9 protein-coding genes are annotated in these 14606 nt (G+C 63.7%); 1 reads left to right on the plus strand and 8 read right to left on the minus strand.

Features of this window, described 5'->3' with window-relative positions; all coding sequences use genetic code 11:
• Positions 1–107: 107 nt before the first annotated feature.
• The 4 genes from P3T16_RS00945 to putA all read right to left on the minus strand — a co-directional run bounded on the left by P3T16_RS00945 (position 108) and on the right by putA (position 8454).
• The gene (locus tag P3T16_RS00945; RefSeq protein ID WP_429340845.1) at positions 108–1322 is read right to left on the minus strand and encodes an IS701 family transposase; all 1215 of its coding nucleotides are present in this window, start codon (positions 1320–1322) and stop codon (positions 108–110) included.
• Complete coding sequence (locus P3T16_RS00950) at positions 1255–2769, minus strand: aminotransferase class III-fold pyridoxal phosphate-dependent enzyme (RefSeq protein ID WP_429340846.1); 1515 nt, start codon at positions 2767–2769, stop codon at positions 1255–1257. The genes P3T16_RS00945 and P3T16_RS00950 overlap by 68 nt, the downstream gene beginning before the upstream one ends.
• A 507-nt stretch (positions 2770–3276) precedes the next feature.
• Positions 3277–4425: a branched-chain amino acid ABC transporter substrate-binding protein gene (locus P3T16_RS00955; protein WP_429259216.1), complete on the minus strand. Its 1149-nt coding sequence runs from the start codon at positions 4423–4425 to the stop codon at positions 3277–3279.
• Positions 4426–4512: 87 nt separating this feature from the next.
• Positions 4513–8454, minus strand: a complete 3942-nt coding sequence (gene putA / locus P3T16_RS00960) for a trifunctional transcriptional regulator/proline dehydrogenase/L-glutamate gamma-semialdehyde dehydrogenase (protein ID WP_429340847.1) — start codon at positions 8452–8454, stop codon at positions 4513–4515.
• 44 nt (positions 8455–8498) lie between these two features.
• Between putA and P3T16_RS00965 the strand changes: the two genes are divergently transcribed.
• Positions 8499–8897 (plus strand): hypothetical protein, encoded by a 399-nt coding sequence (locus P3T16_RS00965; protein ID WP_429340848.1) that lies wholly within the window; start codon positions 8499–8501, stop codon positions 8895–8897.
• Between the two features lie 36 nt (positions 8898–8933).
• Here the strand turns inward: P3T16_RS00965 and P3T16_RS00970 are convergent, their stop codons facing one another.
• The 4 genes from P3T16_RS00970 to hemE all read right to left on the minus strand — a co-directional run bounded on the left by P3T16_RS00970 (position 8934) and on the right by hemE (position 14567).
• Positions 8934–9185 carry a hypothetical protein gene (locus P3T16_RS00970; protein ID WP_429259219.1) on the minus strand — a complete coding sequence of 84 codons (252 nt, stop codon included), beginning with the start codon at positions 9183–9185 and terminating at the stop codon, positions 8934–8936.
• A gap of 2 nt (positions 9186–9187) precedes the next feature.
• A complete protein-coding gene (locus P3T16_RS00975; protein WP_429259220.1) occupies positions 9188–10618 on the minus strand; it encodes a YeiH family protein in 1431 nt (476 codons plus the stop codon).
• 158 nt (positions 10619–10776) lie between these two features.
• A complete protein-coding gene (locus P3T16_RS00980) occupies positions 10777–13020 on the minus strand; it encodes a primosomal protein N' (protein ID WP_429340849.1) in 2244 nt (747 codons plus the stop codon).
• A gap of 449 nt (positions 13021–13469) precedes the next feature.
• Entirely contained in the window at positions 13470–14567 is a 1098-nt protein-coding gene (hemE, locus tag P3T16_RS00985; protein ID WP_429340850.1) for a uroporphyrinogen decarboxylase, read from the minus strand.
• Positions 14568–14606: the final 39 nt, after the last annotated feature.

A 14606-nucleotide genomic window follows, 5' to 3' on the forward strand; every position in this document is an offset into this window, starting at 1 on the left:
ACTACTCGATTTTCCGGCCGCAGCACGGGCACCGTTCGAGACGGGCAAGCAGCGCGGCAGCAAGCTCCAGTCGCAGCGTTGTAATGGAGTCCGACACATGGCGCTGCTTACGCAGGGGCGCCCCGGGGCCGGAAGCCCTCGGGTAAGGAAGGCACTTCGCCGGGTAGCCGATGGGCTGGAGTTTTTTTTTGCGCCACCAGACGTTCGGTGACGAGAAAGCCATCAGCGGCTATGCACAGCGTCGCGTGGTGATGAAAGCCGCGCCAGCTGCGTCCCTCGAAGTGCCCCAGGCCGAGTTCCTGCTTGAGCTCCTGATAATCGCGCTCAATGCGCCAGCGCAGTTTTGCAAGTCGCACGAGTTCCTTGATCGGCGTGTCAGCCGGCAACGTGCTGAGGAAGTATTTGGTCGGCTCGAGCTCTTCGCTGGGCCACTCGACGAGCAACCATTGTTCCTCGGCGCTCTCAGATGGCTGGGCTGCGCGGGAGGCGCAGTGCACCCGTATTGCCGCAAAGCGCGACGACAAGGCGGCGTTGGTGCCTTCTCGCCATGTGACGGTGCGAAAGCGCCGCGATGGTAACTGCATGGCCAGCTCTTTTGCCTGCAGCGGCGCCTGAGCTTGCGTCTGCAGGCTGACCGCGCCTGTCACCCCGACCACATACGTGAAGCCCATCTGCGTGAGTTGCTCGCGGAACTCGGTGCTCGCCCCGTAACCGGCATCGGCCAGAACCAGTTGCGGCAGGGATTCCACCTCTGCGAGGTCTTCAAGCAGTTGCAGCGCGAGCATCGGCTTGGTGACGAACTCAAGCGCTTCCGGCACTTTGGCAGCCTTGCGCCGGTCCGCGTCCTCGGCCCAGCTTTGCGGCAGGTACAGTTGATAGCGGACCGGCAGACTGAAGCGTTCATTTGCGAGCGAGACGCTGACGGCCACCTGGCAGTTGTCTTGCTTGCCCAACTGGCCGCAGTACTGCCGGGCGACCCCGACCGAGTGCTTGCCCTTCTTCGGAAAGCCGGTATCGTCAATGATCAGCGCCTCAGGTGGTCCCGCACGACGGCCGATCCGCTCAAGCGCGTAACTGCGCACTGTATCAAGCACCGCCTGATCCGACCACGGTGCATCGGCTACAAAGTGATGCAGACTCTGGTGTTCCGAGCGCACCCGGTCCGGTGACAGATGCGCAGCCATGGGCTCAACGCTCTTGCGCCTGACCGGCAACATCAACCCCGTGCAGTAGCCACGAAATGGCTCGACACGATCAGCGTGCCCCAGCGACTGAGTCATCAGGGACACGTACTCGTCGAATCGCTCCGAAGGACGTTCCATCGCACTCCTCATAAATTGCTTGAAGACAAGCGAATAATGCCTTATTTTTTAACACAGTGGTACTAGCGACAAACTGCGCCAGCTCGCCCTCCTGCGCCGCGATGCCGAGGAAATTCTCCGGCCAGCGCGCACGGTCGGCGCTCAGGCGAATACCCAGCATGAACCCCTGCCCCCGAATCTCGTCGACCAGAAGCGGAAAGCGCTCGCGCATTGCCTCCAGCCGCTGCTTCAGATACGCGCCTTCGACCTGCACGTGGCGCAGCAATTCGCCTTCGTTGCGCGTCAGTCGCTCAAGTGTGGCAAGCCCGACGCGCGACGCCAGTGCATTGCCCGCAAACGTCGACGAATGCTTTAAAGCGAACTTTTCGCGGTAGACCGCCGGGGTACTCAGCACGGCACCGACTGGCACGACGCCACCGCCCAGCGCCTTCGACAGCAGAAGAATGTCCGGGCGCACGCCCTCGTGCTCGCAGGCGAACATCGCGCCGGTACGTCCAAGTCCGGTCTGCACTTCATCGACAATCAGAACGAGGCCATGCCTTCGGCAGATTGCCTCGACGGTGGACAGATATCCTTTCGGCGGCACGTGGACGCCGCCCTCCCCCTGGATCGGCTCGACGATGAACGCGGCGTAGACGCCCGCGCGGGAAGCAAGACGCTCTTCGAGCGCGGCTGCGTTGCCGTACTCGACATGATCGAATCCTGCGAGCGGCAGGCCGAAATGCGACTGGTAGTCCGGCTTGCCGGTGGCCGAGAGCGCGCCGAACGTCTTTCCGTGGAAGGCGTTTCTCGTCGACAGGATGTGCGTTCGACCCGTGGCATGACGAGCCATCTTGAGCGCGGCTTCCACCGACTCTGCGCCGCTGTTTGTAAACGTGACATATTGGAGCCCCGGCGGCGCCAGCTCGATCAACCGTTGCGCGAGACGTCCCGCCGATACCAGCCGGGACGGCTGCGCGAAAATCGGCTCCGCGTCGACGCGCAGCGCGTCAACCGCGCTCCAGATCTCCTCAGGATGATGACCGAAAGGCACCGCGCCGTATTGCGCAAGGAAGTCGAGATATCTTTCGTTATTCTGATCGTATAGATACGCACCTTCGGCGCGAACGAAGGACCTGTCTATATGGAGTTGCTCCAGCTTTTTGGCCAGCCATGGATTCACGAAAGATTCGAACGCACTTTCTGCACCCGGAACGGATTTCGACGGCTGCTGCAATGCGACCAGCGCTCTCGCGAGTTCGCGCGAATCGGTTATGCGCTCCAGAAAGTCGACAGGAATCGAAATCCCAAGCCAACGCTCCAGTGAGCTGAGTAGTTCGGCGCCCGACAATGAGTCGATGCCCAGATCAGCCAGGCTCGCCGGCACACCGCTCCATGCAGCATTGAAATGCGCCTGTGTGTAGGCGATCAACCATGCAGTTATTTCGTGTTCGGTCTTGATTGACACTGAACCATCCGTTTATTTGAATCAAACCAGTTCAAATCGGACCCGAAGATGTTGCAACTTCAGAAATCCGCCGCTTCCGTTTGTCCGAATGAAATTTCAGGCGATTATTAGCCATACTAAGCAATTTGACCAAGATGCCTGACTTCTATGCGATCAAGATTAGCCGTTGGTCACGTCGCCTGTAAATCAGACGAGTGAATTTAGATCAAGGATTTGGCGATTACAAAACAGACTATTCAAAACGGATAACGTTGAGGCGCCTCTTATGAAAATCGGCCCGTTTAAGAGGCGCGAGGCTTTTTCGGTTCAATGCAACGAGGCGGAAGGCGGGAAGAGTCGGCGAACGAATTGGAATCCACGCGCCCCAAAAAAAACACTCCGGAAGCGAAATTCGCTCGCGGAGTGTTTTCGAACTACCGGGACTGTGCGGAAAGGCTGGCGATCCGGCTTGTGTCGCGCGCCGTATTCCGGCAGCGCTGTAGCCGGCACGGCAGCTATTAGTGCCTGTTACTTCCCGCCCACGCTTTGCAGCGTCGTCCACTTGCCGTCGACAACCTTGTACAGCGTGATGCCGCCGTTCTTCAGGTCACCCTTGCTGTCGTATGCGAGGTCTTTCGACGTCACAGCCGGCATCGACGTCTGCGCGAGCAGCGGCAGGTACTTTGCCGGATCCGTCGAGTTTGCCTTCTTCATTGCGTTGAACAGTGCCATCGCGCCGTCGTAAGCGTACGGCGAGTACGTCTGCACGTCCTCGTTGAAGCGCTTCTTGTACTTCGCGGTGTAGTCCTTGCCGCCCGGCATTTCTTCCAGCGGCAGGCCAGCCAGCGATGCCACCGTGCCGTTCGCCGAGTCACCCGCGATCTTCAGGAACGTGTCCGTCTTGACCATCTCGCCAGCCATCAGCGGCGACTTCATGCCAAGCGTCTTCATCTGCTTGACCATCGGGCCAGCTTGCGAATCCGCGCCGCCGTAATAGATCAGGTCCGGATTCGCGGCCTTCAGCTTCGTCAGAATTGCCTTGAAGTCGACAGCCTTGTCGTTCGTGAATTCACGCGTGACGATCGTTGCGCCCGATGCCTTCGCGGCCTTCTCGAACTGGTCAGCCAGACCCTGGCCGTATGCGGTGCGGTCGTCGACGATCGCGATCTTCTTCACGCCGAGCGACTTCACTGCGAACGTGCCGGCCACCGAACCTTGCTGCGTGTCGGAGGTCATCATGCGGAACGTCGTCTTGAAGCCTTGTTGCGTGTACTCAGGCGCCGTCGCCATTGCGATTTCCGGGATGCCTGCGTTCGCGTAGATGCGCGAGGCCGGAATCGTCGTGCCCGAGTTGAAGTGGCCGAGCATGCCCTTGATGCCGTCGTCGACGAGCTTCTGTGCAACCGTCGTGCCGGTGCGCGGGTCAGCCTGGTCGTCCGCCGAGTCGAGGACGAAATGAACCGGCTTGCCACCGATCACCGGCTTCGTCGCGTTCATATCTTCGACAGCCAGCGTGATGCCGTTCTGGAAGTCCTTACCGTAGTGGGCCTGAGCGCCCGTCATCGGACCGGCGAAGCCGATCTTCACATCTTCTGCCGTTTGTGCCTGTGCGGTCCCCGCCAGCGACATGACCGCGACGAGCGTCGCGCCTGCCAGCCCTTTCATCGTGTGCTGCATAGCTTCTCCTTGGTACCAGGTGTGAGTGGAGCGGCATCGGGGTCGCCGTGCCGCTTCCATTTTTTTGAATTGATCGTCGAGGTTCGCTCAGCCAATCGTCATCAAATTCGCATTGCCGCCTGCTGCTGCCGTATTTACGCTGACCGAACGTTCCGTCAACAGACGTTCAAGTGCGTAATCCTCATCGCCGCTTTCCAGCGCGCGTGCCGCCACGCCCTGCACCGATACGATCGGCCCCGGTCGTTTCGCGACTTCCTTCACCAGCGCGAGCAGTTCGTCGCTGTCACCTTCGAAAAGCACGGCATCGAAAGTGGCCTCGGCGTTCTTCTTCACGCTCGCGTATTGCTTCAATCCTGCGGGCAACGCAGCAACCAGCTGCTCGCCTGCCGCGCCTTCGAAGAGCGCGCGGTTACCCGTCGCCAGCACCGCCGCGAACTGCGCGCGGGCGCCGCTTTGCGTCGACGGCACGCACAGCACCGTGCCGCGTGCACCGAGCGTGTACGTATTGCGCTCGCCGGTCGGTCCGGGCAGCACGGCTGTCGCGCCGGCCAGCACGTGCGACAGATAACCGTCGCAGCGCGCCGCGAGCGTAGCCTGACTTTCACCGATCAGCCAGTCGCGCAGTGCCGTCAACGCGGCAGCCGGATTGTCGCCGATTCCATCCACGTTTTGGGATGACTGCGGCGCATCCACCACAAGCGCCGCCGCCAGCGACTTCGGCAATCCCGCCGGGCGCTTCGCCAGCAGGCGCTGCAGGTACAGCGCGCCGCCCGCCTTCGGACCCGTGCCCGACAGACCTTCACCACCGAACGGCTGCACACCCACCACCGCGCCGATCACGTTGCGGTTCACATAAATATTGCCGACATGCGCGCGGCCGATCACATGCGCGATCGTCTCGTCGATCCGCGTATGGACGCCGAGCGTGAGCCCGTAGCCGGTCGTGCGGATCTGATCGAGCAGTTTGTCCAGCGCGCTGCGGCGATAACGCACCACGTGCAGCACCGGGCCGAACACTTCGCGCTTCAGTTCGTCGATGCTGTCGAGTTCGATCAGCGTCGGCGGCACGAAGGTGCCCGCTGCGCAGCCTTCCGGCATCGGCAGCTGGACGACCTTGCGGCCCTTCTCGCGCATCGCGGCGATGTGCGCATCGATGCCGCGCTTCGCTTCGATGTCGATCACCGGGCCGACGTCGATCGACAGACGATCCGGATTGCCCATCGCGAGTTCGCCCATCGCGCCCGTCAACATTTCGAGCGTGCGATCAGCGACGTCGTCCTGCAGACAGAGAACGCGCAGCGCCGAACACCGTTGACCGGCCGAATCGAAAGACGACTGCAGCACATCGGCGACGACCTGCTCGGCAAGCGCCGACGAATCGACGATCATCGCGTTCTGGCCGCCGGTTTCGGCGATTAGCGGAATCGGCTTGCCGTCGGCGTCGAGGCGCGACGACAGCGTCTTGTTGATCAGACGCGCGACTTCGGTCGAGCCCGTGAACATGACGGCGCGCGTGCGGGCGTCAGCAACCAGCGCCGCGCCCACCGTTTCGCCATCGCCCGGCAGCAGTTGCACCGCGCCCGCCGGCACGCCGGCTTCGCGCAGGATGCGCACGGCTTGCGCGGCGATCAGCGGCGTCTGTTCGGCCGGCTTCGCGAGCACCGTGTTGCCGGCAGCCAGCGCCGCCGCAACCTGACCCATGAAAATCGCCAGCGGGAAATTCCACGGGCTGATACACACCACCGGACCGAGCGGGCGATGCGTGTCGTTCGAGAACTCGGTGCGGATCTGCGTCGAGTAATAGCGCAGGAAGTCGATCGCTTCGCGGATTTCCGCGACGGCGTTCGGCAGCGACTTGCCCGCTTCACGCACGACGAGACCCATCAACGTATGCATCTGCGCTTCGAGCAGATCGGCGGCGCGCGCGAGGCAATCGGCGCGCGCTTCGACGGGCGTCGCCTGCCAGATCGGCGCGGCGGCCACCGCGTGCGTGAGCGCGGCGCTCACGTGCTCCGAGCTCGCTTCGACGACCGTGCCGACGAGGTCACGCTGGTCAGCCGGGTTGCGCACGTCGCGTGCGGCGCCATCGGTGATGTCGTTGTCGGCGAGCATCGGTGCGGCGCGCCACGGATGATGCGCACTCGCCAGCAACGCCGACGACAGCGACGCCAGACGATGTTCATTCGACAGATCGAGGCCCATCGAATTGAGACGCTCGGCGCCGAACAGCTGACGCGGCAGCGGGATCTTCGCGTGCGGCGCGCCGAGCGGCGTGATCTTCGAGGCCTCATCGACCGGATCGGCGACGAGGTCCGCGATCGCGACGGTTTCATCGGCGATGCGGTTCACGAACGACGTATTCGCGCCGTTCTCCAGCAGACGGCGCACGAGATACGCGAGCAGCGTTTCGTGCGTACCGACCGGCGCGTACACGCGGCACGGACGGTTCAGCTTGTCGCGGCCGGTGACTTCCTCGTACAGCGGTTCGCCCATGCCATGCAGACACTGGAACTCATACTGACCCGGATAGTAGTTCTGACCGGCCAGGTGATAGATTGCCGACAGCGTGTGCGCGTTGTGCGTCGCGAACTGCGGATAGACCGCATCCGGCGCGCCAAGCAGCTTCTTCGCGCAGGCGAGATACGAGACGTCGGTGTAGATCTTGCGCGTGTACACCGGATAGCCTTCGAGGCCGTCCACCTGCGCACGCTTGATTTCGGTATCCCAGTACGCGCCCTTCACGAGGCGAACCATGATGCGGTGACGGCTGCGACGCGCCAGATCGACGACGTAGTCGATCACGAACGGGCAGCGCTTCTGGTACGCCTGAATCACAAAGCCGATGCCGTTCCAGCCGGCCAGCTCCGGATCGAAGCACAGCGCTTCGAGCAGATCGAGCGAGATTTCGAGGCGGTCGGCTTCTTCGGCGTCGATGTTCAGGCCGATGTCGTAGCGGCGCGCGAGGATCGCGAGCGAACGCACACGCGGCAGCAATTCGTTCATCGCGCGTTCCTGCTGCGAGCGCGAGTAGCGCGCGTGCAGCGCCGACAGCTTGATCGAAATGCCCGGGCCTTCGTAGATGCCACGGCCGCCCGCAGCCTTGCCGATCGCGTGGATCGCCTGCTCGTAGGATGCGTAGTAGCGCTGCGCGTCGGCTTCGGTCGTCGCGGCTTCGCCGAGCATGTCGTACGAATAGCGGAAGCCGCGTGCTTCGAACTTGCGACTGTTGGCCAGCGCTTCGGAGATGTTCTCGCCGGTGACGAACTGCTCGCCCATCAGGCGCATCGCCATATCGACGCCCTTCCTGATCAGCGGCTCGCCGCCCTTGCCGATCAGACGCGTCAACGCCGACGACAAACCGGTTTCGCTATTGGTCGTCACGAGCTTGCCCGTGATCATCAAGCCCCAGGTTGCGGCATTCACGAACAGCGACGGCGCCTGCCCGACGTGCGATTTCCAGTCGCCCTTGCTGATCTTGTCGCGGATCAGCGCGTCGCGCGTGGCGCGATCGGGAATGCGCAGCAGCGCTTCGGCGAGGCACATCAGCGCGACGCCTTCCTGGCTCGACAGCGAGAATTCGTGGATCAGTCCTTCGACGCCGCCGCCACGGCTCTTGGAGCGCAGCGTTTCAACGAGCTTGCCGGCCATCGCCTGTACGTCGGCGGCGAGGTTTGCGGGCAGACGCGCCTGGCCCAGCAGGAACGGCACGCACTCCGGCTCCGGCCGACGATACGCCGCCGTAATCGCCGCACGCAGCACCGATTGCGGCTGCACGCTTTGCGCGAATTCGAGGAACGGATGCGAGGCGCCTTCTTCGTCCGATTCGACAGACGCGCCTTCGGCCAGATCGGCCGCGCCGTTCAGGCCCGACAGTTCGGCGGGCAACTGACCGTGCTCGATCTTCTCCAGATACGCGAAGATCGCCTGCTTGATCAGCCAGTGCGGCGTGCGCTCAAGGCGCGTGGCGGCATCTTTCAGCCGGGAACGGAGGAGATCGTCAACTTTGACGCCAAGGGTAGTGCTCGCCATGTTTCCTTCGAATGCCGATTGACTATCGGCGAAAGACTAGAAAGTTGGCGAATCGTACGCCTCCAATTAAAAAGGTGCAACCTTCTTCAGGCAAAGGTTGCACCCTCCGCAAACCCTTACGGAACGGGGGTTTTCGGCGGATCGAGGCGCGCCGGGTGCGTCCGGTTGCGATCGGTGTTTTCCCTGGCGCGATTCTTTTCGTCGATACCCTTATCGAATCGCGCGCCGCGCCGATATACAGATACACGCCGCAAAAAACAGGCGTAACGCTTACGGGGAAGGTGGCTGAAATGGAAAAGTGGATGGTGGTGGCCGGAATCTGGACGATGTGCGCGCTGTGTGCGGTGTTTTTTATCCGCGGCGCGTCATGCCCGGCGGCAAAACGGATGGAAGCGGCGCGTGTGAACGCGCGTAACGATCGGTCGGCCAAAAGCACGTCGTGAACGACATGCACGCCGGTGACGCGGGTTAGCGTCGGGTCATTGCGTCGGGGTGAAGTGGCTGCAGGAGTCGCCCGGCGAGACAAGCTGGTCGTGCAGACGACACAGCCGGCTCGCCGCGACGCTCGCACCAAAACCCGAACTGAATACAGTGAGGCCTGGAATGCTCTGCTCGAGTGAATGCCGGTCGTCGGCACGGTGCCGGCATCCGGCGCAACACCGGCTCGCGTCGAGAAGCGCGGCGGTGTCTTCCGCGCCGCGTCCGACCGTCGAGGTGCCCTTCGAGTTCACGATCACTGCCCGAGGCTATTCCAGTACGATGCGAACACGTGCGCGGACAGCACGTAGCCGATGGCGATATTGACCGCAACGCCCGCCGTGAACGCGAGGAACGGTTTCATGCCGGTCGCGGTAAGCGAGCGCAGACGCGTCGTCAATCCGATGCTGAAGAAGCAGAAGATGAACGCCCACGTGCGCAGCGCGGTAATTGGCGCGACGAATTCCGGCGTGACGACCTTCCGGTAGTCCGCGAGCGAATAGTGGCTGGCGATCCACGTCACCAGCGCCGACGCAATCACAAAGCCGATCACGAACTTCGGAAAGCGCGCCCAGATTTCACCCGCGTCGGCCTTCGCCTTCACGCCGCTGTCTTCGGTTTCCCAGCGGGTTGTCGCGACGATCGCGAGCGCGAACGCCCAGATGCCGATCCAGATATCCCGGCCGACCACCTTCATCAGCGTGAATGCCTGCAGCGACGCTTCCGGCGCGCCGGCAATCGCGCCGCCCGCGCTCTTCGCCAGGTCGCCGTAAGCCTGCGCGGCCGCGATGCCCGCTGCGTCGGCGAATTCCGATGTGCCGATCCACGCGCCCGCGATGCCCGTCGAAAGCCCAAGTGAGCGCGACGCGAACGGCAACACGAAGATCATCGCGATGGCCCACAGGATCACGAGCGTGATCGCCACCGAGGCATGCTCGCGCTTCGCGCGCACCGCGCCGGCGATCGCAATCGCCGCCGACACGCCGCACACCGCGCCGCCGACGCCAAGCACGGCGGCGAAACGCTTGTCGAGACCGAACGCCTTCGCCGCGAAGAAGATCACGAAGAACGTGACCAGCGAGACGATCGTCGCCTGGCCGACCGCAACCGGGCCGGCCCAGACGAGCAACGTGAACGGCAGCGTCGCGCCGAGCAGCACGATGCCGACCTTGATATAAAACTCGACGCGCAACCCGGCCGAGAACCATTCCGGCAGCCGGAACACGTTCGAGACAAGCAGACCGAGCGCGAGTGCAACCAGTGGCGGTTCGAGGTTGTACTTCGACGCGTTGATCCACGCGCCCAGCTCGAAGATCAGCACCGAGACGACGAACAGGATGAGAAACGACGGCAGGAAGTGCGCGACCTTCTGCTTCAACGCGGCGAGGCTGACACTGAACAGCACGGCGAACACGGCGAACAGCGCGACGTAGTTCGGCAGATGCTTGACGAGATCCGCGCCGGCTGCGCTGACGCTCGACCATTTGGCCGGCGCGACGGCCAGCCACTTGATGCTGCCGCCGGACGCGAACAGCACCCAAGCGATCACGATGACAAACAGGCCGATCCAGACGGCCCACCAGTCTTCGGTGGAAAAGAGACCGCCGCCACCGCGTGCGGTACGTTCGGAACGGTTCGCTGGTGCGGGCTGGGTGCCCGCCGGCAGGCTGTGGTTGGTATCGCTCATCGCAAAGCCCCGGAAGTTGAGGTGCGTCGGCGCGAAGGTTGGTCGGGTTGATTATTGTGAATATTGCGCCGATCCGGCGAAATATAGTCGAGCAACCTCGAAAGCCGAAACGACCTTTCGCTCTATGGATATAACCGGAAGGGATTTGCGGCGCGGCGTCAGATGTCGAGCGGGTCGACTTCGAGGCTCCAGCGCAGCACGCCTTTCAGCGTGCGCAACATAGGTTGCCACGCGTGCAGCGTCGCCTGCAGCGCGCCGCGCGACGCGCTTTCGATCAGCAACTGCGCGCGGTGCACGTGCATCACCTTGACGACGGTGAGTGGCACGGCGTCGTAGACGGTGACACGCTCAGCCGCCGGAATCTGCGACAGCTGCGCTGCGGCTTGTTGCAGAAACGCCAGCGCCGCTTCGAGCGTACGGCCTTCGGCGCGCAGCAACGCCTGATAGACGAATGGCGGCAGATGCGCATCGCGCCGCTCGCCAAGCTGCGACTTGGCGAAGCCGACGTAATCGTGGCGCGCCAGCGCGTGATACAGCGCGTGACGCGGGTAGCGCGTCTGCACCAGCACTTCGCCCGGTAGACCCGCGCGCCCGGCACGCCCGCTGACCTGCATCAGCTGCGCGAAAAGCCGCTCGCTTGCGCGAAAATCGTGGGAAAAGAGCGCGGTATCCGCGTTGATCACCCCGACCAGCGACACGCGCTGAAAATCGTGCCCCTTCGCGATCATCTGCGTGCCAACGAGGATATCGACTTCGCCCGCATGAACATCCGAGAACAGCGCCTGCGCGCTGCCCTTGCGGCGCGTGCTGTCGGCGTCGATGCGCAGCACGCGTGCGCCCGGCACCGCTTCAGCCAGCGTTTCTTCGACGCGCTGCGTGCCGCGTCCGAGGGGCGCGATATCGACGTTGCCGCAATCCGGACACGAACGCGGAATGCGCGATTCCCAGCCGCAGTGGTGGCAGCGCATCGCGCGCTCCGGCTTGTGCAGCACGACATACGCGCTGCAACGCGGACAGCCGGCGACCCAACCGCAGGCGTCGCACGAAAGGACGGGTGCGTAGCCACGCCGGTTGAGAAACACGAGGCTCTGCTCGCCGCGTTCCAGACGCGTCTTCAGCGCGGCGAGCAGCGGGCCCGACAAGCCGTCGATCGACGCGCGGCCACGGCGGTGTTCTTCTTCGAGATCGATCAGTTTGACCGTCGGCAGCATGGCGTCGGCAACCGCCCGGCGCGACAGCGTGAGCCGCGCGTAACGTCCCTGATCGGCCTGCCACCAGCTTTCGAGCGAAGGCGTCGCCGAACCGAGCACGACCGGGATGCCAAGCTGCTTCGCACGATAAATCGCGAGATCGCGCGCCGAATAGCGCAGCCCTTCCTGCTGCTTGTACGCCGGATCGTGCTCTTCATCGACGACGATCATTGCCAGCTTCGGCAGCGAAGCCAGCACGGCGAGCCGCGTGCCGAGCACGATGCGCGCGCGGCCGGCGTGAGCCGCGAACCAGTGTCGCGCCCGTTCGCCTTCGGCGAGGCCGCTGTGTAATGTGACGATCGCGCCGGCGTCGAGCGCCGCGAAGCGCGCGCGGAACGCCGCTTCGAACTGCGGCGTGAGATTGATTTCGGGGACGAGGACCAGCGCCTGCGCTTCCGGATCAGCCGCCAGAAGTTCGGCGAGCGCGCGTAGATAAACTTCGGTCTTGCCGCTGCCGGTCACGCCGTGCAGCAGGAACGGCGCGAAGCCGTTGGCGTCACGGATGGATTCGACGGCGGCGGTCTGTTCGTCGGTGAGCTTCGGCAAGGCGGTCGCGGTTGCGTGGCGCGGCGTCGCCGCGCGCACGTCGGCGGCTTCGATCACCTCCAGCGCAACCCAGCCTTCCGCCTGCCACGCATCGAGCGTCGCGATTGCCTTCGGGTGCAGCGCGCGCGCATCGGCGGCGAGGAGCGAACCGGCTTCCACGAGCGCATCGGCGAGACGCCGCAGCGCGATTGCGCGCACCGGCAGCGCGTCGGGCAATGCTTCGCGGCCGGTCGGCAACAGGCGATAGCGCTCCTCCGGCGCGAGCAGCCGCGCCCAGCGCGACGCATCGCGAAGCGCCTGCGGCAGACCGGGCAGCGCCACTTCGCCGATTCCACGCTGGTAGTAGTCGGCGGCGAACGCCGCCAGCCTGAGCCACGCTTCGGATAGCGGCGGACACGCCGTACAGATCGCGTTGACCGTGCGCAACCGGTCGGCGGGCACGTCGCTTCGATCGCTGACTTCGCACACCAGCCCGACCGTATCGCGTTTGCCGAACGGTACGCTCACGAGCGTGCCGGGCACCGGCGGCGGCTCGACGTCGCACCGGTAGTCGAAGAGCGTCGGGAGCGGGTGATCAAGCGCGACGCGGACAAAAACGGCGCTCACGCCGCATCCGCCGCGTAAAACGGGCCAAATCGCGAACCCCTGTGAGTCGCCATCGACGCGCCGAAGTTAAAGTAAAACCTCACTTTCGACGCCAAGCTTTGGATTCTGCTGAAGAATTGCAATCCGTCCGCATGCCCTGTGGATAACTTTGTTGAGAACTCTGCTTTGCCGGCGCGAAAATGGCGTCGCGCCGTCGTTCTGTGGGCTGCCGCACATATCTCGAATAACCGCTGAAAGCCTTGCCAGTCAAGGCACAGACCAGATGCGCACACAACTTGCAAGCACCAATCAGCGATGCAACCCTCTACCGCGCCGCAGCGAGGCAAATGTGCATAAGTCAAGTCTTGACAACTGCAGGAAGGCCGCGCGGCGGCCCCGCCCACCGCGTCCTACCCTTAGAGCGAGAGCCCACTTCGTCGCACTGCAACAAAAAATTCACGCTGGCAACGTCACGCTGACACACTGCCCGCGCGAATAGCACGGCTGTGCCGATGCACTTCGTCGACCAGTTCAGCGACGTTCTCCGGCGGCGTGAACTGCGAGATACCGTGGCCCAGATTGAAGACGTGGCCGGGATGATTGCCGAAGCTGTCGAGCACGGCGCGCGCTTCCATCCGGATCGCCGACGGCGACGCGAACAGCACCGACGGATCGATATTGCCCTGCAACGCCACCTTGTCGCCGACGCGCTCACGCGCCTTCGCCAGATTCACCGTCCAGTCGAGGCCGACTGCGTCGACGCCCGTCGCGGCAATTTCTTCGAGCCACAGCCCGCCGCCTTTCGTGAACGTGATGACCGGCACTTTCACCCCGTCGTGCTCGCGCTTGAGCTGCGCGACCACCTGCTGGATGTAGTGCAGCGAGAAACGCTGATAGATACCGTCGGCGAGCGCACCGCCCCATGTGTCGAAAATCATCACGGCCTGCGCGCCCGCTTCGATCTGCGCGTTCAGATACGCGGCGACCGCTTTCGCGTTCACATCGAGGATGCGGTGCATCAGATCAGGACGCGCGTACAGCATCGACTTCACCGTGCGGAAGTCGGCCGAACCGCCGCCTTCGACCATGTAGCACGCGAGCGTCCACGGGCTGCCCGAAAAGCCGATCAGCGGCACGCGCTGACGGCCGTGGGCATCGATCAGCGAGCGTCGGATCTGGCTGACGGCGTCCGTCACGTAGCGCAGCGTGGCGTCGATATCCGGCACCGCGAGACGCGCGATGTCGTCTTCCGTGCGCACCGGGCACGCGAACTTCGGACCCTCGCCAGTCTGGAACTCGAGGCCGAGACCCATGGCGTCGGGAATCGTCAGGATGTCGGAGAAGAGGATCGCGGCGTCGAGCGGATAACGGTCGAGCGGCTGCAACGTGACTTCCGTGGCGTAGTCGGGGTTCTTCGCGAGACCGAGGAAGCTGCCCGCACGGCCGCGCGTCGCGTTGTATTCCGGCAGATAGCGACCCGCCTGACGCATCAGCCAGATCGGCGTGTATTCGGTCGGCTGGCGCAGGAGCGCGCGCAGGAAAGTGTCGTTCAGAAGAGTATTGACCACGTTGCGGGCGACTGGAGGCAAAGGGGCATTTTACCGGAC

This window comes from Paraburkholderia sp. GAS42 (genome assembly GCF_050436565.1).
Lineage (GTDB): Bacteria > Pseudomonadota > Gammaproteobacteria > Burkholderiales > Burkholderiaceae > Paraburkholderia.

Bases quoted from the DNA above. Each gene is read 5' to 3' on its own strand.
- putA (WP_429340847.1), bottom strand. From the start codon at position 8,454: ATGGCGAGCACTACCCTTGGCGTCAAAGTTGACGATCTCCTCCGTTCC.
- P3T16_RS00955 (WP_429259216.1), bottom strand. From the start codon at position 4,425: ATGCAGCACACGATGAAAGGGCTGGCAGGCGCGACGCTCGTCGCGGTC.
- P3T16_RS00945 (WP_429340845.1), bottom strand. From the start codon at position 1,322: ATGGAACGTCCTTCGGAGCGATTCGACGAGTACGTGTCCCTGATGACT.
- P3T16_RS00975 (WP_429259220.1), bottom strand. From the start codon at position 10,618: ATGAGCGATACCAACCACAGCCTGCCGGCGGGCACCCAGCCCGCACCA.